This window comes from Christensenella sp. (assembly GCF_034927525.1).
Classification (GTDB): domain Bacteria; phylum Bacillota; class Clostridia; order Christensenellales; family Christensenellaceae; genus Christensenella.
Window position 1 is genome coordinate 1 of record NZ_JAYFPU010000034.1, and the last position, 21,444, is coordinate 21,444.

At 49.9% G+C, this 21,444-nt stretch carries 22 protein-coding genes; 15 read left to right on the top strand and 7 right to left on the bottom strand.

What is annotated here, in order from left to right; all coding sequences use genetic code 11:
* The first annotated feature begins 147 nt into the window (after positions 1-147).
* Genes serC through VB081_RS01145 form a run of 3 tightly spaced genes read left to right on the top strand, consistent with a single transcriptional unit; the run spans position 148 to position 2,633 of the window.
* A complete protein-coding gene (serC, locus tag VB081_RS01135; RefSeq protein ID WP_323399052.1) occupies positions 148-1,230 on the top strand; it encodes a 3-phosphoserine/phosphohydroxythreonine transaminase in 1,083 nt (360 codons plus the stop codon).
* Between the two features lie 10 nt (positions 1,231-1,240).
* A complete protein-coding gene (locus VB081_RS01140) occupies positions 1,241-2,410 on the top strand; it encodes a phosphoglycerate dehydrogenase (RefSeq protein ID WP_323399031.1) in 1,170 nt (389 codons plus the stop codon).
* A gap of 13 nt (positions 2,411-2,423) precedes the next feature.
* Complete coding sequence (locus VB081_RS01145) at positions 2,424-2,633, top strand: hypothetical protein (RefSeq protein WP_323399032.1); 210 nt, start codon at positions 2,424-2,426, stop codon at positions 2,631-2,633.
* A 27-nt stretch (positions 2,634-2,660) separates the two neighbouring features.
* Here VB081_RS01145 and ybaK read toward each other — a convergent pair whose 3' ends face one another.
* Together ybaK and VB081_RS01155 are read right to left on the bottom strand one after the other, a co-directional pair.
* Entirely contained in the window at positions 2,661-3,137 is a 477-nt protein-coding gene (gene ybaK, locus VB081_RS01150) for a Cys-tRNA(Pro) deacylase (protein ID WP_323399033.1), read from the bottom strand.
* A gap of 132 nt (positions 3,138-3,269) precedes the next feature.
* Positions 3,270-3,455 carry a DUF5828 family protein gene (locus VB081_RS01155; RefSeq protein WP_323399034.1) on the bottom strand — a complete coding sequence of 62 codons (186 nt, stop codon included), beginning with the start codon at positions 3,453-3,455 and terminating at the stop codon, positions 3,270-3,272.
* Positions 3,456-3,619: 164 nt separating this feature from the next.
* On the opposite strand from VB081_RS01155, the gene VB081_RS01160 reads away from it, so the two are divergent.
* Entirely contained in the window at positions 3,620-4,837 is a 1,218-nt protein-coding gene (locus VB081_RS01160) for an MFS transporter (RefSeq protein ID WP_323399035.1), read from the top strand.
* 168 nt (positions 4,838-5,005) lie between these two features.
* Here the strand turns inward: VB081_RS01160 and VB081_RS01165 are convergent, their stop codons facing one another.
* The 4 genes from VB081_RS01165 to VB081_RS01180 all read right to left on the bottom strand — a co-directional run bounded on the left by VB081_RS01165 (position 5,006) and on the right by VB081_RS01180 (position 8,367).
* Positions 5,006-5,818: a family 1 encapsulin nanocompartment shell protein gene (locus tag VB081_RS01165; RefSeq protein ID WP_323399036.1), complete on the bottom strand. Its 813-nt coding sequence runs from the start codon at positions 5,816-5,818 to the stop codon at positions 5,006-5,008.
* A 13-nt stretch (positions 5,819-5,831) separates the two neighbouring features.
* The gene (locus tag VB081_RS01170; protein ID WP_323399037.1) at positions 5,832-6,191 is read right to left on the bottom strand and encodes a demethoxyubiquinone hydroxylase family protein; all 360 of its coding nucleotides are present in this window, start codon (positions 6,189-6,191) and stop codon (positions 5,832-5,834) included.
* 90 nt (positions 6,192-6,281) lie between these two features.
* Positions 6,282-7,490: an MFS transporter gene (locus VB081_RS01175; RefSeq protein ID WP_323399038.1), complete on the bottom strand. Its 1,209-nt coding sequence runs from the start codon at positions 7,488-7,490 to the stop codon at positions 6,282-6,284.
* A gap of 85 nt (positions 7,491-7,575) precedes the next feature.
* Positions 7,576-8,367 carry a DeoR/GlpR family DNA-binding transcription regulator gene (locus VB081_RS01180; protein ID WP_323399039.1) on the bottom strand — a complete coding sequence of 264 codons (792 nt, stop codon included), beginning with the start codon at positions 8,365-8,367 and terminating at the stop codon, positions 7,576-7,578.
* Positions 8,368-8,982: 615 nt separating this feature from the next.
* Between VB081_RS01180 and VB081_RS01185 the strand changes: the two genes are divergently transcribed.
* From VB081_RS01185 to VB081_RS01215, 7 genes are all read left to right on the top strand, one after another.
* Positions 8,983-10,032: a substrate-binding domain-containing protein gene (locus VB081_RS01185; RefSeq protein ID WP_323399040.1), complete on the top strand. Its 1,050-nt coding sequence runs from the start codon at positions 8,983-8,985 to the stop codon at positions 10,030-10,032.
* Between the two features lie 127 nt (positions 10,033-10,159).
* Positions 10,160-11,668: a sugar ABC transporter ATP-binding protein gene (locus VB081_RS01190; RefSeq protein ID WP_323399041.1), complete on the top strand. Its 1,509-nt coding sequence runs from the start codon at positions 10,160-10,162 to the stop codon at positions 11,666-11,668.
* Entirely contained in the window at positions 11,661-12,656 is a 996-nt protein-coding gene (locus tag VB081_RS01195; protein ID WP_323399042.1) for an ABC transporter permease, read from the top strand. Before VB081_RS01190 ends, VB081_RS01195 begins: the two co-directional genes overlap by 8 nt.
* Before the next feature lie 39 nt (positions 12,657-12,695).
* Positions 12,696-14,228 (top strand): FGGY-family carbohydrate kinase, encoded by a 1,533-nt coding sequence (locus tag VB081_RS01200; RefSeq protein ID WP_323399043.1) that lies wholly within the window; start codon positions 12,696-12,698, stop codon positions 14,226-14,228.
* 45 nt (positions 14,229-14,273) lie between these two features.
* The gene (locus tag VB081_RS01205; protein ID WP_323399044.1) at positions 14,274-14,924 is read left to right on the top strand and encodes a class II aldolase/adducin family protein; all 651 of its coding nucleotides are present in this window, start codon (positions 14,274-14,276) and stop codon (positions 14,922-14,924) included.
* Positions 14,925-15,087: 163 nt separating this feature from the next.
* Positions 15,088-16,083: a sugar-binding transcriptional regulator gene (locus tag VB081_RS01210; protein ID WP_323399045.1), complete on the top strand. Its 996-nt coding sequence runs from the start codon at positions 15,088-15,090 to the stop codon at positions 16,081-16,083.
* The gene (locus VB081_RS01215) at positions 16,080-17,243 is read left to right on the top strand and encodes a TIM barrel protein (RefSeq protein ID WP_323399046.1); all 1,164 of its coding nucleotides are present in this window, start codon (positions 16,080-16,082) and stop codon (positions 17,241-17,243) included. Before VB081_RS01210 ends, VB081_RS01215 begins: the two co-directional genes overlap by 4 nt.
* Positions 17,244-17,306: 63 nt before the next feature.
* On the opposite strand, the gene VB081_RS01220 is transcribed toward VB081_RS01215, so the two are convergent.
* Positions 17,307-17,849 carry a hydrolase gene (locus VB081_RS01220; protein WP_323399047.1) on the bottom strand — a complete coding sequence of 181 codons (543 nt, stop codon included), beginning with the start codon at positions 17,847-17,849 and terminating at the stop codon, positions 17,307-17,309.
* Between the two features lie 364 nt (positions 17,850-18,213).
* Between VB081_RS01220 and VB081_RS01225 the strand changes: the two genes are divergently transcribed.
* The 4 genes from VB081_RS01225 to VB081_RS01240 all read left to right on the top strand — a co-directional run.
* Complete coding sequence (locus tag VB081_RS01225; protein WP_323399048.1) at positions 18,214-18,717, top strand: hypothetical protein; 504 nt, start codon at positions 18,214-18,216, stop codon at positions 18,715-18,717.
* Positions 18,718-18,749: 32 nt separating this feature from the next.
* Positions 18,750-19,751 (top strand): dihydroxyacetone kinase subunit DhaK, encoded by a 1,002-nt coding sequence (locus tag VB081_RS01230; RefSeq protein WP_323399049.1) that lies wholly within the window; start codon positions 18,750-18,752, stop codon positions 19,749-19,751.
* A gap of 14 nt (positions 19,752-19,765) precedes the next feature.
* Positions 19,766-20,212, top strand: a complete 447-nt coding sequence (rpiB, locus tag VB081_RS01235) for a ribose 5-phosphate isomerase B (RefSeq protein WP_323399050.1) — start codon at positions 19,766-19,768, stop codon at positions 20,210-20,212.
* A 35-nt stretch (positions 20,213-20,247) separates the two neighbouring features.
* Positions 20,248-21,444 (top strand): FGGY-family carbohydrate kinase (locus tag VB081_RS01240; RefSeq protein ID WP_323399051.1); only part of this gene is annotated, 1,197 nt, incomplete at its 3' end.

Consider the following 21,444-nt stretch of genomic DNA (forward strand, 5'->3'; position numbering starts at 1 on the left):
TATTATATAACATTTCATGATCAAATTCAGTCTGTTTTGAGGAATTTTTAATCTGTCGAAACAGATGAGGGGAATAGGATTGAAAATATACGCCCCGCGTATTATAATGATACCTGTATTCTTATACGGTTTTTAGGAGGATTTATGATGGAAAGAGTGTACAACTTCTCGGCCGGTCCTGCGTGCCTGCCCCAAGAAGTGCTTGAGCTGGCGCAGAAAGACTTTATTTCGTATGGCGGAACGGGTATGAACGTCATGGAAATGAGCCACCGCTCCAAGGAATATCAGGACATCATCGATACGGCGGACGCCGATCTTCGGGAGCTGCTGAATATTCCGGACAACTACGACGTATTGTTTTTACAGGGCGGCGCGTCGATGCAATTTGCTATGGTTCCGCTAAACCTGATGACCAAGCACAAAAAGGTTCATGCCGTCAATACAGGAATGTGGTCGAAAAAGGCAATAGCGGAAGCGAAAAAATTCGGTGAAGTCAATGTCGTTGCTTCTTCGGAGGATAAGACGTTTTCTTATATCCCGGAGCTGAAGGCTGAGATGTTTACGCCGGACGCGGACTATGTTCACATCACTTCGAATAACACGATCTACGGCACGAAATTCAGCCATATTCCGGATGTGGGAAGTTTGCCGCTGGTTTCCGATATGTCCTCTTGTATTCTTTCTGAGGAAATCAATGTCGCGGATTACGGTCTGATTTATGCGGGGGCGCAGAAAAATATCGGTCCGGCGGGCGTAACGATCGTTATTGTGCGCAAGGATCTGGTGGAAAATGCACCGGAGGATATTCCGACGATGCTCCGCTACAAGACGCATGCGGACAACGGGTCTATGTTTAATACGCCGCCGACGTACGCGATCTATATTGCTGGACTCGTGTTCAAGCATTTGAAAAAGCTTGGCGGTGTTGGGCAGATGGAGCTGATCAACAAAGAAAAAGCAGAGATGCTTTACGAATTCCTTGATAATTCGACGATGTTTTCCGCTACAGTCGAGCCGAAGTACCGCTCGTTGATGAACGTACCCTTTGTGACGGGCAACGAGGAGCTGGATAAGAAATTTGTGGCGGAGGCAAAGAAGGCCGGCATGGTCAACTTAAAAGGCCACCGCAGCGTGGGCGGGATGCGCGCGAGCATTTATAACGCTATGCCCGAAGAAGGCGTGCGTAGCCTGGTCGCGTTTATGGCAGAGTTTGAGGCGCACAACATTTAAGGAGAAAACGATGTACAATATTAAAAAGCTGAATAAAATATCTCCCGTGATCTATGATTACCTTCCCAAGGAAACATATAATGTGACGTCTCATTTAGAAGACGATGAAAGCGAGGCGTTTTTGGTACGCAGCGCGGACTGCCACGGGATGGAATTTTCGCAGAATACGCTGGCGATCGCACGCGCGGGCGCGGGTACGAACAATATTCCGATCGACAGGTGTACAGAGCAGGGCATTGTGGTTTTTAACACGCCGGGCGCAAACGCCAACGGTGTGAAGGAGCTTGTGCTGGGATGTATGATCTCTGCTTCGCGCAATCTGCCGGAGGCGTACGACTGGGCCAAGACCCTAAAGGGCGAAGGCGAGGAAGTGCCTAAGCTGGTCGAAAAGGGCAAGGGCCAGTTTGTGGGCGGTGAACTCAAAGGCAAGACGCTGGGCGTGATCGGCCTTGGCGCGATTGGCATTATGGTGGCGAACGCGGCTTCGGCGATCGGTATGAACGTCATCGGCTATGATCCGTTTTTGTCCGTCGATAAGGCGTGGACGATCTCTATGTACACGCACAAGGCGGAAAAGCTTGACGAGCTGCTGGAAAAATCGGATTTTATTACGATCCATATTCCGCAGACAGACAAAACAAAAGGATTTTTGAGCACGCCGGAGTTTTCCAAGATGAAGGACGGCGTAGTGTTGCTGAATTTTGCACGCGGCGGACTTGTGAAAACGACTTCGCTGTTTGACGCGATCGAGAGCTGCAAGGTCAGAAAATATGTGACGGATTTTCCGGACGACGAGATGATCGGGCATCCGGGCGTGCTGGCGATTCCGCATTTGGGAGCGTCGACGCCCGAGAGTGAGGAAAACTGCGCGGTGATGGCGGCACAGCAGCTGAGGGACTTTTTTGAGACGGGCTCCATCCATAATTCGGTCAATATGCCCGAATGTATCGTGCCTCCGTCGGACACGGTGAGAGTTACGATCCTGCATAAGAACACGCCTAATATGGTGGGGCAGATCACGAACAAGATCGCGAGCTATAATCTGAATATCGCGGATATGGCGAACAAATCCCGCGGGGAGATCGCGTATACCGTACTGAATTTGGATCATGACGTTACGCCGGAAGTACAGGCGGAGCTTGGCGGCATTGAAGGCGTGATCAAGATCCGCGTGATTTGACGGAGAGCAAGCCATGAGTGAAAAAAAGTGGGGCATCGTGCTCATCATCACGAGTGCGGTACTCATTACGGCGATTTCGCTGTTGTTCTTCACACTGAAAGCACCGGATATGCCGGGGAGCATCAAGTGGGGGCTGCGCATCTTTGCGATCGCAGCATGCGCGGCACAATTCATAGTGTTTGTGATGTTTGCAAAGGCATATAAGAAAAACAAGAAATGGTAAGAAAGAGCCGTGCAACGCACGGCTCTTTTATTTAACGATATCTGCTGTGTGTGCGCCGATCAGTGAGATGAGGTCTTGTGGCGCAAGCTCTACCTGCTGCCCGATCTTTCCCGCACTGACGAGTATGGTGGGAAGGTCTTCGCAGGACGTGTGCAGCACAGTGCGAAATTGTTTTTTCATGCCGACGGGTGAGCAGCCGCCCCTTAGGTAGCCTGTCACACGGTTTATATCCTTCACATGGATCATTTCGACGTTCTTTTCCCCGACGGCCTGCGCCGCTTTTTTGAGGTCGAGTTCCTCTGCTGCGGGGATAACAAATACAAAGTATTCCCGGCTTGCGCCCTGTGTCACGAGTGTTTTGTAGATTTTCTCCGGCGGAAGGCCGAGCATATGGGCGACGGATACGCCGTCTATGGCTTCGCCTTTGTTTTCATAAGCATGTGTATCGTATTTGACGCCCGCGCCTGTTAAGATGCGCATGGCGTTTGTTTTTGGCTGAGGCATACTTTCATCTCCTGCCTGTTTTTTATCATTATATGAAATTGTGATGGGAAATACAACCGCAGGGAAAGTAAAAACGCGCATACACGATGCGCGTTTTTACAGGGGAGTTTTATGTTTAGATGAAGAAGATTGCTACTTAGATGTCTTACGCTGTACATTATCGTGAGCCTTTGTTTCTGCTTCATGTACCTTGTCGGAAGCTTTGCCCACTGCTTCTTTTGTTTTATCTTTGGCTTTTTCAAAGGTATCGCTTACCTTTTTGCCTGCCTTCTGCAATGTTTCATCTGCTTTTTTTCCAGCTTTTTCAAATGTGTTCATTTTGGTTCACCTCTTGTCCTATCATTACGATACGAATTTCACCTAGGTTATCTTAATACTAAGATACACCGTTAAAAAAGTTCCAAACATTAAAATTAAGGTGAAATTTTGGCTGCTTTTCGATATAATGATTGTGGGAAGGGAATATGACATCGGAGGAAGATATGGAACGATCACTACAAGCAAAAACGAAGCAAAATATTCTCTTGTTCTGGCTGCTCGGTGCATTTGCTGTTTATGCGATCTATGTTGTGCTGTTTGGGACGCTCTCTACGACGATGATGGATTTTTATGCCATCAATACAGGTGCGCAGGGCGTTTTTACGATGGTCAGCAGCTTTGGCGGGATCGCAGCCGCGCTTTTTTGCGCGCTGTTCGGCGAGCGGTTTTCTAAGTTATGGGCGATCATGGTCGGTGCGCTTTTTTTAGGCGCGGCATCACTCTGCATCGGTCTTGCGCCGCCTTATCTGTTGGTTTGCCTGTGCTCGCTGTTGTGCGGCGTGGGCTATACGATTATCGATGTGATGGGAAACGCGGCGGTCACGGAATATTTTCCAAACCGGACAAAGACGCTGTTGCCTATGATTCAGATCATATTTGGTCTGGGTACGATGGTCGGGCCATTTCTGGCAACATTGCTTCTGACACCGGGCATGTCGCGTTCTTTTGTGAATCCGTTTTTGATGGTAGGAGTTTTAGGCATTGTCGTCATGATATTTTATTCGGTCTCGCTGAAAAGGGCGACGCCGTTTTTGCACGGGGTCGACTTAAAGAGCATGGCTTCTTCGGCAAAACAAAATCCCGGAGAGATATTCCGTTCGTGGAAATCGTGGACGGTCATGCTTGCCTGCAGCCTGTTTTGTGCGTTTAACACCACGATCATAGCCTGGTACCCAACGTTTTTCAGTTTGGATCGGGGTATGGATGCGGAGGGGGCGGCGTTGGTGCTCACGCTTTTCTATTTGGGGATATTGGTGATGCGCATTATAAGCCCGTTGGTTTTCAAAAAGATACAGCCGCAGAAGGTGTTTGTGTATTTCAGCATCATAAGCATCGTGTTTATGCTGATCGCCATCAATACGCAGTCCATTCCTGCGGCGATGGTGCTCTCGGCTCTGGGGGGAGCGTTTTCGTCCTTAAATATCGTTTGCGTTATTATGATCGCGACGGAGCTTTTTCCGACGCGCAAGGCATCGGCTACCTCACTGGCGGTGTTTTCGTATAATATCGGCGGCATGATCGCGCCGTTTGCCGTCGGAGTGGCGGCGGAAACGGTGGGCCTGCAACTGCCCTTAAGCATCATGTGCGGGGTGTTTGCGTGCGGCGTTGTTGTGATGGCGGTGCTGAGCCACAAGTGCAAGGCGGAGCTTAAGAACATTTGATGCGAAAGAGCGACTGCGGCCAAGTGTTTGCGCGAACGAGTTAGACGGCACGCAGTGCGTCTGTTGTCTGAAGTGCAGCGTAAATACTTGCCGCAGTTGTAGTGTAGTATTGATGAATAAAGAAAGCGCGAAGAACAATTTGTTCTTCGCGCTTTGCTTGTGTTTGCGTTAACCGAATACGACGATCGCGTCCTGCCGCTTGATGCGCGGGAGCACTGTTTCCAGTACGCGCATATGATGGTTGAGGTCGACGAGCTCGAGATAGGAGGTCGTCATGTCGACGCCGATCACGAGGTCCATATACTGCGGCTCGCAGCATACGAGGACTGCTGTTTTCGTGCCGAGCACGGGTGCGCGGAACACGCGTCCGTCTACCATCCTGCCAACACGGTCGATCTCCATCAGGCCGGTACCCGGCTGGATACGCTGTAGGTCGAGATAGAGGTCTGGGCTCAATACGAGGGCGTAACGCCCCAGATAGCCTTTCTCGTCGAGGATAGAGATGCCCTTGGCGATGTCCGTAAAAGCGTTTTCGCCGGTCGCCCAGTCGCCGCGCTTTACTTTGTTTGCACCCGGCGCGTTCAAAATACCGCTTACCCCGAGCGCTTTGTCGCCAAAGAAAATCAGCTTGTCTTCACGGCGGGAAAGGGATTCCGCCGCCGCCATAGCGGAGGAGATGTCCACCGGATAGCCGGATTTTTCACTTGCTTCGATATCACGCCACAGCATAAAGAAATCGTCGTAGACCTGCGGGATCTCGGCGTATTGCCGTCCGGTCGTCCGGACAACGCCGTCTTTTGATGTTTCTGCTTTCTTTTCGCTGTCGATGTTGATGCTTTGCGCACCTGCGCCAAGCGGTCCGAAAATCGTTAAAAACCGACGGCCTACGAGTATCCTGCGCGCAGAATCCACTACGGCTTCGTCGATCTTATCCCATAATTCCCCGGAAAACGGGGCGCTTTCTCTTGATAGATAATCCATGATATTTCCCCCCTTATTTCCACAGGCTGCCGACTGTCGTGCCGGGCTCTACCTTTTTGTCGCTGCCGGGATCGATGCCCAGCTCTTCCATCATCTCGTGTACTTCGCCTTCCCCTGAAGCGAAATGCTCCGCTTCCTCCGGATCGAGGTGGCGAAGCAACGTCATCAGTTCCCCGATGTGCGCTTTCTCCTCGTCGCGGATATCGGCTAGTACCGTTTTTGCAACCTCGTCGTCTGTCGCGTGGACATGCGCATCGTAAAGGTAGATCGCCTCAAGCTCTCCGGCAATATCGAGACGTACGGCCTGTATGAGCTCATCCTTGGTCAGCTTTCTTTCTACGTTTCCTGCAAATGGATCTCCAAAACTTGGCATAACATATCAACTCCTTTTTTGTTGTCTTTGGACATTTTAATAAACACAAGTTTTTGAAGGCAAACAGATCGGCAGGAAAAATTTGCCAACTCAGTTTTTGATGCGTACCCTGGGAAGGAGCAAGCTTAAGACCATACAAACAAACGCCGCGGCCGCTGTGACAACCCACCCGACCGTCCAGCTTGTCGCCTGCGCGATGGCGGGGACGAGGATGGGCGAGAGGATGCCGCCGATGCCGGCGATCAATATGACCATGCCGTTTGCCGCGCCCGCTGCCTCGCTGCCAAAGATGTCGGAAGGCAGTGACAAAATCGGGCTGTTGGCGGCTGGACACCCCCAGCCGGAAATGATCGCTGTAAGAATTGCAAAGCCGATGTTCAAGGGAGCCAAAAGAGGAATGAGCAGGCAGCCGACTACGCCGACCGCTGCGCCGGAAAAGGCTATGGCATAGGCGCGTGCGCGAACCACATTGCCTGTTTTTTTGACGAGCCAGTCGGAAAGCAATCCGCCAAACGGAGTGGATGCGACTGCAATCAGTCCGTTGAACAGTACGATCAGCCCGATCTCGGCAACGGAATATCCCAAGGTTTGCATATAGCTTGCCAGATAGGCGTATAATCCGTAGACATTGAAAAAGACAAAAAGCAACGACAGGGCAAACAGCCACAGGGCGGGCTGCTTATAGATACTGCCCTGAAACGATTGTCCGGAAACGGTGGCTGTGGATGTGTTTTGCCGGGGCGGATCTTTTACGAGCAGCAAAAAGGCGATCACGCCAATGAGCGTAAGGGCCGCCAGGATCAAAAAAATATTTTGCCAGGAAAAAAGGGCGGAAAGCGCGCCGGTCACGAATCCGCCAAGGGCGGTTCCGAGGCCGATACAGCCGAGCAAAACGCCCACGGCAAGACCGCGCGAAGAAAGGGAAAACCATCCGCTGACGAGGAACGTCGTGACATTGACGATCAGCCCAAACCCCATGATGAAGCGTAAAAAGACAATCAGCGGATAGCTTGTGACAAAGGGGATCGACACAGAGCCGGCGAGGAATAAAGCCATCGCAAACAGGAAAGTCTTCTTCCAACCCCAGCTTTTTAACAGTCGTCCCTCCACAAAGCTGCCGACCGCATAGCCGGCGATCAGCGCAGCGTTGCCGAGCTGTATCATGATGGTATTCAGTTGAAAGGTTTCCGAAAGAAAGGGGACTGCAAGACCCCACGAAGAAAGGGACATATATGCGATCGTCAATATAAGGCTGCACCCAAAAAGCGCAAGAAATTTCTTGCGGGAAATACTGTTCATTTTCTCCTCCTGTACAAGAATGAAACAGGTATGCCTGCTTCATAGACTGGTAAAAAAGGAGATTATCTGCAAAATAATTTACTGTTTAAACGGCGTATACAGCAACGCCGAAGCTTTCGATCTTTTCTTTTTGCTCTGCGGTGATCTTGTTATCGGTGATCAGAACGTCGATGTCGCTGATCGGCGCATATTGGAGATACCAGGATTTGTCAATCTTTGAAGAATCGGCAAGTACGATGATCTGGTCGCTGACAGACATCAGCGTGCGGCGCACCGCAACTTCAAAATTCTCTGCGCACGAGAGGCCGTAGGTGGCGCTGATCCCTACCGCGCCCAAAAAAAGCTTATTGAAATGTGCTTTTTTGATCGTCTCCAGCACATCAGGACTTTCAAACATCTTCAGGTCGTTGTGGTACAGCCCGCCAAAACAAAAGAGGCGGATGTTGCTGGAGGCAAGCGCGACCGCCTTTGACAAAACCTCCATCGAATAGGTATAGAGGATACAATCTGCGCTTTTCATATAATCGAGGATATAGCGGCAGGTCGAGCCGTTGTCGATACAGATCGCGTCAAACGGTTCAATGAACGATGCAGCAAACTCGCCGATCCGCTTTTTTTCGGGCAGCCGTTCCCGCAGCTCGCGGTTGAAGATATAGGGCGTATTTTTTAAATCGACAGAAGTGTGGTCGTGAGACTGGTTTAGGGAAACGCCGCCGTGGAAAATGGAAACATAATTGTTATTCTCCAAAAAACTGATATCCCGGCGTACAGTCATTTCGGACACGTTGAGACTGTTTGCGAGGTTTTTGATGGAATCTGACCCCGTAATTTTTAAGATGCTGAGTATTTCCTGTATCCGTGCCTGTTTGTTTGCCAAATCAGATCGCCCCGCTTGTAAAAAAATAATGATAATCTAACATTTGTGTAACTATATAATAACGTTTGCAAATATGAGTTGTCAAGCGCACTTTAAAATTAATGTGAATATAAAGTTAATTTAACAAAATATAACAAAATAACCTAGCGGGCGGAAATGCAAATTATATTACAGAAAAGGAAAAAAATTCCAATTGAATTATAATGACAGACACTGCAGGATGAAAATTAAAATGGGCAAAAAACGACTATATAATAGGAAAAAGCAGACTAAACATATTGTGAAACCAACCAGATCGAGAAGGAAAAAACAGAAAATATATGAAATTAATTTTATATTTTGAAAAAAGGTAAAATTTATTTCTAACAAAAGGCATTGACATTAACAAAAATATTTTGTTAGAATAAGTTAAAATAACAAATCAAACAATTATCTCTCTAAAACCATTACTGAAACATTTATTCTGAAGAAGCAGATACTGTATTTGCTTTGATTTGTGACCATATCCTTTCCTTTGTGACAGAACATAAAGAAAAGAGATGCGGATGATCGGTCAGCGGTACAATCCCGGTTTTTCAGAATGAATATAAATAAAAGGAGAAGAGGAAAGAAAGTATGAAAAAATTATTGGTGGTTCTTTTGGTATGTGCTATGGCGATCGGTATGTTTGCTTGCGCAGGTGCGCCGCCTGCAACAGACACAGCAGCGGGCGACGGTGGCGGCGCGGCAACACAGGCAGTGGATAACGGCAGTGGCGCGGCGGCCTCTGACAAAGACCTGACGTTTGTTATCGTTCCTAAGGTAGTACATGAATGGTTCGATGCGGTAAACTCTGGTGCGCAGGCGCAGGCAGAAGTGATGAGTAAGCAGCTTGGTATAAACGTAAAGGTCGACTACCGTGCGCCTTCGACGGCGGACATCACGGCGCAGAACACGGTGCTTGAGCAGGCTGCGGCGACAAACCCGGACGGTATCGCGCTTGACCCGCTTGACTATGAGGGAAGCAAACAAGTCATTGAGGAAATCCAGGCAAAAGGTATTCCGGTCATCCTGTTTGACGCACGCGTACCCGGTTCTGGGCTGACGGCCATCGGTAACGATTTTGCGGAGCAGGCAGAGCTGGAAGCAAACCGTTTGGCAGAGTTGCTCGGTGAAAAAGGTAAGGTTGCGCTGATGCACGGTGTAACGACGGCACCCAATCATTCCGAACGGTATGAGACGTTTAAAGAAGTGCTTGCCCAGTATCCGGGGATCGAAGTGATCGACGGCGGGATCTCGCAGGATAATATTGAAACATCACAGCAGCAGGCTGCGGCTACGATTGCCGCAAACCCTGACCTCGCTGGTTATCTGTGCGTAGACGCCGCGGCGCCCATTGGTATTTCCGCAGCGATCGAAGAAGCGGGAAAACAAGACCAGATCACCTTTGTTGGTGCTGAAAACCTGCTGCAGATACTGGAGTATGTCAAGAGCGGAACGATGGTGGAATCTTATTCCACAAAACCGCAGATGCAGGGCGCACTTTCCGTGCTGATGCTGTTTGATGCACATATGGGTATGGAACTTCCGCAGTTTGTGGATACCGGTATTCTGCACATCACGGCGGACAATGTGGACGAAATGATCACACAGGCGAAAGCGGGAGCGAGCACGCCCGCAGAGTAATCAATGGATATTGATTCAAAAGCACTGAGATGAGGCTTGGGTGGGCAGCCCTCAAAGGGGCTGTCCACAGCGGGTCTGAAAAGGAGATTATCTGCATAATCTAATATAAGGAGGCGGAAGGAAATAGATGAAAATTCTGGAAGCTAGGAACGTTACAAAGATATTTCCTGGGGTGGTAGCGCTTGACGCGATCAATGTGTCGTTTGAGCTTGGAAAGGTGCATTGTATCGTAGGGGAAAACGGCGCGGGAAAAAGCACGCTGATCAAATGCCTGACGGGCGTTTATGAACCGGACGACGGAGAGATACTGATCGAAGGAAAGCCGGCGCTTAAGGATAAAAAATTATTCGAAAAAGTTGCGTATGTACCACAGGAGATCGACCTGTTCAACCATATGACTGTAGCGGAAAACCTGTTTATTCCCTTTGACCGTTCGAACATCAAGGGCGCGATCAGTCAAAAGATGCTGCGTGAACGCGCGATCCCGATCATAGAGAAATTCAATATCGGCGTTTTGCCGGATACGCTTGTAAGGGGTATATCCGTCTCGCAGCAGCAACTGCTGCAAATTGCGCGGGCGACTGTGTTCGAGGGATATGACGTATTGCTGCTGGACGAGCCTACGACCAGCCTGACAACGGAGGATACCGAACGCCTGTTTCAGACAATAGAACAACTGAAAAAGGAAAATAAATCGATCGTCTTTATTTCGCACAAGTTAGAGGAAGTGTTTGCCATCGGCGACGTTACGACGGTCTTTCGGAACGGTAAGCAGGTCGCGGAGGTCAATACGGCGGAGATCGACGTTACGTGGACGGTCACGCAAATGACGGGGCATGCGCTCGACGAAAACGAGGTGTTTTATTCTGACAAGGTGACGGATGAGACACTGCTGAGCGTAAAACATCTTACGGGGGAACAGTTTCGCGATGTTAGTTTTGATTTGAAAAAAGGAGAGATACTCGGGTTTTCGGGACTGGTCGGTGCGGGCAGGAGCGAGCTGATGCAGGCGGTTTTTGGATATTTGCCTGCCGTTTCGGGCGAGGTGACCTTCCGCGGCGAACCGTGGAAGCTGGGGGACACGAGCTATTCTGTTAAAAAGGGGATGTTTTATCTGCCGGAGGAAAGGCGGAGCCAGGGCATCTTGCCTGAGTTGAGCATCCGTGAAAACACCTCCATCAATTTGCTCAGTGAGCTGCTGGTAGGCGGGCTCGTATCCAAAAAGAAAGAGACGGCGCTCATCAATGACGTGGTGGCGGACTATGATGTGAAGGCGCCTAATATCAGCAAACAGATCAAGTTTTTAAGCGGCGGGAACCAGCAGAAGGTCGTCATCGCGCGGGCGATGAGCTGTAAGCCGAGCGTTTTGATTTTCGACGAGCCGACAAAGGGCATCGATGTGGGAACCAAGACGGAGATATACCGCATGATGAAAAAAATCGCGGAGGAAGAAGGTATTGGGATCATTTTGATCTCTTCGGAAATGAACGAGGTCAGACGGTGCTCTAACCGGATTATCACCCTATATAAAGGAAAAAAAGCCGGAGAATTTGACAAAAACGCCGATACTAAGGAAATCCTACATTCCATCCTTGGGTTGAATGAAGCAAAAGCAGGGGAGAAGGAACATGAATGACGTCAAAAGAATTTCGAGCAAAGAAAATATTTTTAAGAATAGCACGGTGCTGATCGGTTTTGTGTTGATCCTGTTCTGTGTTGTGGCAACGATTTTTTCACCGTATTTTCTTACATTATATAACCTGCAGTCGCTGATGCGTGACATTGCCTTTATCGGTATGGTGGCAGTCGGGCAGTCGCTGCTGCTTTTGCTGGGCGAGCTGGACCTGTCCGTAGGGTCTATGGCAACGCTGTCCGGCATTTTGGGCGGTCTGCTGATGACCTCTGCGGGCATGAACCCGTATCTGGCCTTTGCCATAGGCGTGCTGGTGGGCGCGGGGTTGGGCGCGATCAATGGTGCGCTCATTACTTCGCTTAAGTTAAACGCTATGGTCGCGACCATCGGTATGCAGGGGGTGTATACAGGCATTACGCTTGTGATCACAAAGGGAAAAGCGATCACAGAAATTCCGGATACAATTCTTTTTCTGGGAAAAGATAATGCGGGGCCGCTGCCTATTCCGTTTGTCATTGCGCTTGCGGTAGTCGTACTCATCTTTATCTTTGCAACAAAAACAAAGACAGGCCGTTATATTTACGCGATAGGCAACAGCAAACCGGCGGCGCAGATTTTGGGTATCAAGGTCAACAAAATACGCGTGTTGGTATTTGCCATCGTGGGACTGTTATCGGCGCTGGCAGGCATGCTTTATGTGGCGCGGCTTGGTTCGGCACAGGCGACGATCGGCTCTAACTGGGCGATGAACTCTATCGCGGCGAGCGTCATCGGCGGCGTACTGCTGACGGGCGGCGTCGGCAATCCGGTTGGTTCTTTTATCGGCGCGGCGATCATTTGTGTTATCTCTAATGTTATCGTGCTGTTTGGCGTCAACATTTACTGGCAGCAGGCGGTGAGCGGCATCGTCGTTGTTGTGGCGATCGCGCTGCCTTCGATTATGAGCATCGTACGTGAGAAAAAGAGGATCAAGGTACTCGCCAAGGAATAAGCGGCTGTGTAAAAAAGAACACCACAGGGAGTAGGGGAGATGGATGAGAAAAAATATCTGATCGGCATCGATTCAGGGACTTCGCGTATCAAGGCTGTGCTTTTTGACCTCGACGGAAACGAGCTGCGCTCGAAGGGGATGGCAATCACGGCGTATACGCCGTACGAGGATTGGTACGAACAGGACATGAACGAAATCTGGGCGATGGGGACGCAGTGCCTGAAGGCTGTGTCTGAAGGCATCGACCCGGAGGATATCCTGGGCATCGGCATCACCGCGCAGGGCGACGGGCTGTGGATGATCGACGAAAAGGGCGAACCTGTCAGGAAGGGCGTTTGCTTTTGCGACGGCAGGACATCGGACATCATCAGGCAATGGGACGAGGACGGTACGCGGGAAAAGGCGTTCGATATCTGCGGTACGGCGGTATTTGGTTCGTCAATGAGCGCGGAAATCCGCTGGATGGAGCAGCATGAGAGCGAAGCGCTTGAAAAAGCGGCGTGCATTTTTCACCTGAAGGACTGGCTGTACTATAAGCTGACGGGTGTTGCGTGCAGCGACGATACGGACATGTGTATTCCTATGCTGAATGTACAAACGCGGCAGTATGACGACAGGCTGCTCGAGCTGTTTGGGATATTGAAATACAAAGACAAAATGCCGGATATGCGCACGGTGTCGGAAAACAAATCGATGATCTCGCCGGAGGCGGCGAAGCTGCTTGGGCTCTCTGAAAAGACTGTGATTACGGGCGGGCCGATGGATATTGCGGCCTGTATGCTTTCTTGCGGCGTGATGGAGGACGGGCAGGCGATGTCTATCATCGGTACGGCAGCGATCCATTCCGTTGTGATGGATAAGCCGGATATCACACCGCGTATGTTTGGCATGACGCTTGCGCATTTTAAGCAGGACAGGTGGATCAGGATGATGTCTTCACTGTGCGGCGCGCCAAACCTCGAATGGTTTTTGGATACGCTGGGCGACGGCCTTAAGGTGCAGGCGGAAGAAAAGGGCATGGACATCTATGACTATTGCTCGCACATCATCCGCGACGTGCCGATCGGCGCGAATGGCGTGGTGTATTATCCGTACCTGCTTGCCGGTGGGGAGCGGGCGCCGTTTTTTAAAAGCAGTATCAAGGCCAGCTTTATGGGGATATCGTTTAATACGCGCATCGAAGAAATGCTGCGGGCGGTCTATGAAGGCGTGGCGCTTGCCATGTTTGACTGTTACAGCAGCGTGCCCACGCCGCTAAAGGAAATTTATGTGTCGGGCGGCGGCTCTAAAAGCGACGTATGGATGCAGATATTTGCCGATATGATGGGCAAGGAGATCATTGTATGCAACGGGAAGGAGCACGGGGCGCGCGGCGCGGCCATGAACTGCGGTGTTGCAACGGGCGTGTTCTTAGATTATGCGCAGGCGGTGCGCCGTATCGTCAAAATCAAAAAGCGGTATAAGCCGGACAGACAGCGGCACGCAAGATATTTGGAACTGTATGAAATCTATCGCTCGGGCTACGAAATGAGCATGGACTGGTGGGATATGCGAAGTCATTTTCTGGAATGATTTTCATAAATATACAACGGATGTTTGGTGAATGGAGTAAGCATTATGGAAAACTTAAAGGTAAAACAAGACATTATTGAGGCATGTCTCTGGCTGCAGGAGCAAAAGCTGGTGATCGGGACGTGGGGAAACGTCAGTGTCCGCGTGCAAGATGCGATCATCATGACCCCGAGCAGGATCGCATATGACGTGCTCAAGCCGGAGGATATGGTCACGATCGATTATGAGGGGAATGTGATCGACGGATTCAGGAGCCCGACGACGGAACGCGAGGTGCACCGGATGATCTATCTGGAGCGCCCGGATGTGAACGCGATCATTCATTTTCATCCGGTATATGCTTCGGCAATGTGCGCGGTAGGGGAAAACATTCCGCCGATCCTAGAAGAAATGACGCAGCTGATCGGCGGGGCGATCCCGACAACGGGAGAGTATGTGCGCGCGGGCATGCATGAGGAGCTGGGCGTATCGGCTGCCAAATATATTGGGGACAAGAACGCCGTACTGCTGAGAAATCATGGGCCGGTCGGCTGTGGAAAAGATCTGGAGGATGCTAAAATCTGCTGTCAGGTCGTTGAGAAGGCGGCGAGATGCTATATTGCGCTCAAAGATAAGTTTGATTTGAAGATCATTCCGGACGACTTGGTGGAAGTGGAACATATTCGCTTTTTCCGCGATTACGGACATGAGTGGTAGAGAGTAAAAAGAACGAATCCCAAGGTTTGGGTTTTGACTGCAAGCCGATTGGCGGAGCAGCAAGACAACAACGTTTCTTTATTCATGATTCGCGGGATACCGGTAAAAACGGTATTCCGCGATCTTCCTCCTCGCAGTATGAACAATTGGAGAAACAACATTGTTGAAAAAAACAGATAACCGGGACTTGAACCTGATGATCAAGGTCATCAAGAAATATTACGAGCTTGGAATGAACCAGGAGCAGATCGCGAAAGAAGAATTCATTTCAAAATCTTCCGTTTGCCGTCTCATTAAAAAAGCACAGGAAAACGGGTTTGTGAGCTATAAGATCAATTATCCGATGGAGTCTATCCAGATGCTGGAGGATGAGTTTCACAAACGCTTTCAGCTCGATAAAATATTCATTACGCCCTTTTACACGGAGGATATGCCGATCAGGCTGCAGGATACCTGTAATGCGGTGGTGGATGATATTTGTAAAATGGTGCGGGCGAACGATACGATCGGGATTTCGTGGGGAACGACAATGGAACAGGTCGCCACTGCGCTGACGGCACTTCCCAACAACAAAAAATGCGACAAGATCATTATGATGAACGGCTCCCTCGCGGGGGATATGACGTCGCTGAAATCGAGCCGGACGGTGGAACGCTTCGCGGACTTTTTTTCGGCAAAGGGCTACATTCTTCCCGTCCCGCTGCTTGTGGATAGTAAGATCGTCGCCAACCTGATCCGTTCTGACTCGTACATTCAAAATGTAATGAATATGGCGATCGAATCACAATTTGCGGTTTTGAGCGTGGGTGGCGTTTCGCCGCAGACGGTACTGATGCGCCGCAACGCATATACAAAGGAAGAATTTGATGAACTGATGTCTATGGGCGCGGTGGGAGACGTTGTGGGCAGGTGCTTTGATATGAACGGGCGTGAAGTATGCGCGCCGATCGCAGAACGCACCATTGGCATCGGTCTTGAGGAGCTGAAGAAGAAAAGGGTCAGGATGGGGATCGCGGTAGGAAGCCATAAAATCAGGGCGATCATCGGTGCTTTGCGCGGGAACCTCATCAATATGCTGTACATAGACGAGATGACAGCGCTCTCGGTGATCGAATTTTTAAAAAACTATGAAACGAAACAAGGGGAACAGAAGGTATGAAATACCCAAGAATTTATTTGGTACTGGACAATTGTTATGCCATCAAACGCTGGATCAAGCCTATGGACTGGATGGAAATTTCAAAAGAAATCGGTTTTCAATATATGCAGGCAAGCACAGACAATGAGATCGATCCGCTGTTTGCCACGCCGGATTATATGGATGACTGGTTTTGTGAGGTGAAGCGCGCGGAAAAAGAAACAGGTATGAAGGTCGTCAATTTTTATACGGGATACCAGACGTACCGCACGGCAGGACTGGCGCACCATGATGCGCGCATCCGCAGGCACCTGATGGACGGCTGGGCCAAGAACCTGATTGCGCGTATCCATGACCTCGGGGCGGCGGGGCTTGGGTTTTCCCTGTTTGCCATTCCGCATAAGGATTTGCAGGATGCACACAGATATCGCGCTGTAACGGAAATGATTTATGAACAGATGGTGGAACTCGCGGCATATGCACGCCAAAACGGCAGTGTACAGGTCAGCTTTGAGCAGATGTATGCGCCGCACCAGCCGCCGTTTACCATTGCGGGGACAGAGACATATTTAAAGAATATTTATGAAAAGCGTGGCGATCCTGCCTATGTGACCATCGACGTGGGGCATATGACGGGGCAGAAGTATTTTGTCCGGCCGGACAGGGCGCAGATATTGCAGTCCTTTGAACGGGAGAAATGTGGGATATGGCTGGGAAGCGACCGCGCACACGAGCTGTGGGTGCAGGAAAAACAAGGCGGGAAGGCGGAGCGTGCCGCTGAAATGATCGAAGCGGATATGGACGAGCATCCATATTTGTTTGCGAAAGAGGAAGACGGCGACGTGTACCGCTGGCTGGAAAACTTGTCGCTGTATTCGCCTATCATGCATATGCAGCAGACGGACGGGAACCATGCGAGCCATGCGGCTTTTACACAGGAGACGAACAAAAGGGGCATCATCACGGGAGAAAAGCTACTAAAGGCGATCAAGCAATCCTATGAGAAAAACGCGGCGCAGCCGATCCAGCCGCCTGTGGAGAATATTTACTTAAGTTTTGAAATCTTTGCGGCAAACACCGAAAAACGATACGAAACGGTGGATAAATTAAAGCAAACCCTTGCGTACTGGCGGCAGTTTATTCCGGAGGACGGTGCGTATCTCGATGAGCTGGTGAAGTGAGCAATCGTAAAATAAAAAAGAAACCTTTCATTATATATAATGAAAGGTTTCTTTTTTATTTGTTTATTTTACCAGTTTTGAAATCGTTTTGAACGTATCGCCGCCCGCGCGCTGTGTCATCTCGAACAGGATCGCTTCTGCTGTCGTGAGCAGTGCGCCTTCCTGCTTCGCGCGCGCAAGCGCGAGCTCTTTATCGTACGGGAAGCGCGAACCGATGCAGTCGGCTACAAGTACGGGCGTAAAGCCTGCTTCCTTTAAGTCGATCACGCTTTGCAGCACGCACACGTGCGCCTCTATACCGCAAACGATGATGTTCTTTTTGCCAAGAGAGCGGATGTGATCCATGATTTCCTGTTCGCCGCAGGCAGAAAAGCTCAGCTTATCAAATGGGGTATAATCGCCCACGGCCTCTTTGATCTCATCTACGATATCGCCCAGCCCTTTGGGATATTGGCGGGGCATGATGAAGGGAAGGCCGAGCGCGCGAGCGCCCTTTAGAAGCATGGCGGACTTTTCGACGATGGCGGTATTGTCGTGGATGACGGGCACAAGGCGTTCCTGATAATCTATCACAAGGACAGCCGAATCTTCTGCTTTGATACGCATATTACTAGATCCTCCGTTGTTTTTTATTTATTATAACACAGAACGCAGGCCGTGCATGAAAAAAGACAGCCCATTTACTTGCGTCTGATAAACATTTAAACAATTATGGAAAATGTTGTAAAAAAACGCATTAAAAAAATTGATTTTTGTAAAAGTATGAGCGAATAAGCTAACATTATGGCCTATGCACACGTTGTTAAAATATCGGTTTGCGGCTAAAATAAGAACATCAAAAGGATTTCATAAAAAACAAGCATATATTTTGTTTTTGAATCATCAACACTATTCATCGTATGATTTTGCATTGATACAGTTCTTCTATATTTGAAGAGCCGGGGTTCGTTATTACCTAAGGCGGTGTTTCATGACTGAGTTTGAAGAAATTGCGCTGAAAAAAATAGTCAAGGATTACCTGATTGAGAATATCTATTACAGGATAAATTTGTTGATTGGAAAATATGGGATCAGCAATGCCGAAATCAGCAAGCGGATCGGATGGGATCCGGCAGGCTACAACCAGAAATATAACCGAAGCAACGATCTTCGCATGACGACATTCATCAAGATATATGTTGCGATCCAGGAGATCATTGCCGAAAAGGAAGCGGAGTATGGCTATGAAGAACTGGAGCTGAGCAAGATTGATCTTAACGACTTGATCACGCAGGATGAATTTGCCCTCGGACGCCTGTTTAACCACATCAGTGCGGCAGCGGAAGGGAAAATGGAGTTTTTAAGCAATGTTTCGCTGACGCATACGTATCTATCGCTGAAATCCTTCGTTCTGTTGGGACGGAAAAACAAAAAATTCAGCGAACGGGAAATCGATGTGTACATCTCGTTTTATAAAGCGATATCAGAACAGTAAAACGGCGGACAGAAGGAAAAGCGGAGGCGGACATGCAAAAATTTGCAAATGATCCAAGCAATATGGTGAATGAATCGATCAGGGGATTTGTCAAATGCTATCCTGACATCGTGACATATACAGAGAGCGAACGCGTACTAAAGAGCACGTCGGCGCAGGACAAAAACAGAGTAGGCGTTGCTACAGGCGGCGGTTTTGGACATGACCCGGCGTTCATCGGCTATATTGGCCAGAATATGCTGGATACGGTAGCTGCGGGAGAAATTTTTATGACGCCCGCCCTAGAAGACCTTTGTATCGCCTTTCGGCATGCGGACACAGGACAAGGGGTCGCCTGCCTGTATGGGAACTATGAGCGGGATATCGCCTGTGTGGAAAAAGCGATAGAAATTGTAAAGAAGGAAGGGATCATCGTCAAAAGCGTGATCGCGAATGACGACGTTGCACTTTCTGACCCGGATAAACGGCGGGGAAGCGCAGGGGAAATACTGATGTGGAAGGTCGGCGGTGCTGCAGCTTCGCTCGGGTACGGCTTAGACGACGTGATCCGTGTGGCGCAAAAAGCGGTCGACAACACCAAAAGCATCAGCGTCGGTCTTGCGTCGTGCATCATTCCCATGGTAGGACAGCCGAATTACCTGATCGAGACGGGCACGATGGAGATCGGGGTCGGGCACCACGGCACATCGAGCCTTGACACGTGCAAACTGCGGACGGCGGATGCGACAGTGGACATTATGCTGGATTCGATCTTGCGGGATATGCCTCTTAACGAGGGAGAAGAAGTGGCGGTGCTTGTTTCCGGCCTTGGCAACACCATGTTGATGGAGCTGCACATTTTGTTCAACCGTATCTATGATGTGATGCAGGAAAAGAGCATTAAAATACACCGCTCGTACGTTGGGAATTATTTTACATCGCTTGATATGATGGGGGCTTCTATTTCCGTCATGAAGCTTGATGACGAACTGAAGGAAATGATGGATGTACCTGTCTATACGGCGGCGTTCAATCACTTCCACAACAAAAAATAAACGAGGTAGAAAAAATGAAACTGGCGATCGGCTGCGACGAAGCAGGTTTTTACTTAAAAGAAGAGGTCAAGAAGCACCTGAGCGAAATGGGACATGAGATCGAGGACGTGGGTGTGTATAATACCGACCCGGCTATGTATCCTGACGTTGCCGCAGCAGTGGCAGGCAAGATCATAAACAAAGAAGTAACGAGAGGCATACTGATTTGCGGAACGGGCATCGGTATGGCGATGACGGCAAACAAATTCCACGGCATCCGTGCTGCGGTGTGCCACGACAGCTTTTCGACGGAACGCTCTATCAAGAGCAACAATGCACATATCATGTGTATGGGCGCGCGGGTCATCGGCAGCGAGCTTGCAAAGCAGCTTGTCGGCATGTGGGTGAGCTATGAGTACATCGACGGCCCGTCTACGCCGAAAATCGACAGGATGATGCATTACGACGCAAAACGCGACTGAAGATAGAGACTGAAATGCTGGAGGAATGAAGTAAAATGGGCAATTATTTGGTAGGATGCGACATTGGGTCGAGCCAGACCAAGGCGGTGGTGATCGACGAGGAAGGCAACGTCCTTGGCAAAAAATATATTGGATATCCGACGCTGACAAACAGCAAGGGCTGGGCGGAGCATGATCCGGAGCAGTATTGGAGCACGACAGCGGATTGTATCGCCGAATCGATCAAGGAAGCGAGGATCGACGCTAAGGATATCAGGGGCGTTGCGATCAGTGCACATTCTCCGGCATCGATTTTGGTAGACGAAAACTTGAACGCGCTCAACTTGAGCCATTTTTGGATGGATCGCCGCGGAACGGCGGAAGCGGAATATATCAACGAAAAGATCGGAGCTGACCGTGTATTTGCGACGAGCGGCAACGTATCTGATCCGTATTATGCGACAGTCAAGCTGCTGTGGGAAAAGAACAACCGCCCTGAGCTTTACAACCGGGCGAAAAAGTTTCAGACGGCAGCCGACTATCCGCGCATGAAGCTGACGGGTAAAACGGTAACGGACTATTCCAACGCAAGCCTGATCGGCGTCGGGTTTGATATCGTCAACCGCAAATGGGATACGGACATTCTGGAAACGATCGGCCTTGACCCTGACAAGTTTCCCGAGCTTGCGGCATGTGAGCAGGTGGTGGGAGAGGTCACGGCAGAAGCGGCAGAGCGTACAGGCCTGAAAAAAGGCACGCCGGTCATTGCCGGTACTGTCGACTGCAACGCGGCATGGGTCGCGGGCGGAGTGCTCGACGACGGCGATATGTCGCTTGTTATGGGCAGCGCGGGCGTAATGGGCGTTGTACACGAAGAACCGACGTTTACGCGGAACCTGGTTACGATCATTCATGCTGCGAATTCCGAAAAAATGTACACCACGGTCGTGGCGACATGCGGCTGCGGGTCTTCCCTGCAGTATTTCAAAGAAAAATTCGGCGACTTAGACGGCATCGTCGCAGGTCAGACCGGACAAAATACATACACGTATCTGTGCGACAAGGCGGGCGAAGTGCCTGTGGGCAGCGACGGTCTGATCACGCTTCCTTATTATATGGGCGAGCGTACGCCGATCTGGAATCCGATTTCACGCGGCGTGGTATTTGGCCTTGGATATTCACACACGAAATACCATATGCTTCGTTCCTTTATGGAGGGTTCTGCACTTGCGATCAAGCATAACTTTGAGCTG

What these genes read in the sequence shown, in the direction of transcription:
- serC (WP_323399052.1), top strand. Translation starts at nt 148, where the DNA reads ATGGAAAGAGTGTACAACTTCTCGGCCGGTCCTGCGTGCCTGCCCCAA.
- VB081_RS01140 (WP_323399031.1), top strand. Translation starts at nt 1,241, where the DNA reads ATGTACAATATTAAAAAGCTGAATAAAATATCTCCCGTGATCTATGAT.
- VB081_RS01145 (WP_323399032.1), top strand. Translation starts at nt 2,424, where the DNA reads ATGAGTGAAAAAAAGTGGGGCATCGTGCTCATCATCACGAGTGCGGTA.
- ybaK (WP_323399033.1), bottom strand. Translation starts at nt 3,137, where the DNA reads ATGCCTCAGCCAAAAACAAACGCCATGCGCATCTTAACAGGCGCGGGC.
- VB081_RS01155 (WP_323399034.1), bottom strand. Translation starts at nt 3,455, where the DNA reads ATGAACACATTTGAAAAAGCTGGAAAAAAAGCAGATGAAACATTGCAG.
- VB081_RS01160 (WP_323399035.1), top strand. Translation starts at nt 3,620, where the DNA reads ATGGAACGATCACTACAAGCAAAAACGAAGCAAAATATTCTCTTGTTC.
- VB081_RS01165 (WP_323399036.1), bottom strand. Translation starts at nt 5,818, where the DNA reads ATGGATTATCTATCAAGAGAAAGCGCCCCGTTTTCCGGGGAATTATGG.
- VB081_RS01170 (WP_323399037.1), bottom strand. Translation starts at nt 6,191, where the DNA reads ATGCCAAGTTTTGGAGATCCATTTGCAGGAAACGTAGAAAGAAAGCTG.
- VB081_RS01175 (WP_323399038.1), bottom strand. Translation starts at nt 7,490, where the DNA reads ATGAACAGTATTTCCCGCAAGAAATTTCTTGCGCTTTTTGGGTGCAGC.
- VB081_RS01185 (WP_323399040.1), top strand. Translation starts at nt 8,983, where the DNA reads ATGAAAAAATTATTGGTGGTTCTTTTGGTATGTGCTATGGCGATCGGT.
- VB081_RS01190 (WP_323399041.1), top strand. Translation starts at nt 10,160, where the DNA reads ATGAAAATTCTGGAAGCTAGGAACGTTACAAAGATATTTCCTGGGGTG.
- VB081_RS01195 (WP_323399042.1), top strand. Translation starts at nt 11,661, where the DNA reads ATGAATGACGTCAAAAGAATTTCGAGCAAAGAAAATATTTTTAAGAAT.
- VB081_RS01200 (WP_323399043.1), top strand. Translation starts at nt 12,696, where the DNA reads ATGGATGAGAAAAAATATCTGATCGGCATCGATTCAGGGACTTCGCGT.
- VB081_RS01205 (WP_323399044.1), top strand. Translation starts at nt 14,274, where the DNA reads ATGGAAAACTTAAAGGTAAAACAAGACATTATTGAGGCATGTCTCTGG.
- VB081_RS01215 (WP_323399046.1), top strand. Translation starts at nt 16,080, where the DNA reads ATGAAATACCCAAGAATTTATTTGGTACTGGACAATTGTTATGCCATC.
- VB081_RS01220 (WP_323399047.1), bottom strand. Translation starts at nt 17,849, where the DNA reads ATGCGTATCAAAGCAGAAGATTCGGCTGTCCTTGTGATAGATTATCAG.
- VB081_RS01225 (WP_323399048.1), top strand. Translation starts at nt 18,214, where the DNA reads ATGACTGAGTTTGAAGAAATTGCGCTGAAAAAAATAGTCAAGGATTAC.
- VB081_RS01230 (WP_323399049.1), top strand. Translation starts at nt 18,750, where the DNA reads ATGCAAAAATTTGCAAATGATCCAAGCAATATGGTGAATGAATCGATC.
- rpiB (WP_323399050.1), top strand. Translation starts at nt 19,766, where the DNA reads ATGAAACTGGCGATCGGCTGCGACGAAGCAGGTTTTTACTTAAAAGAA.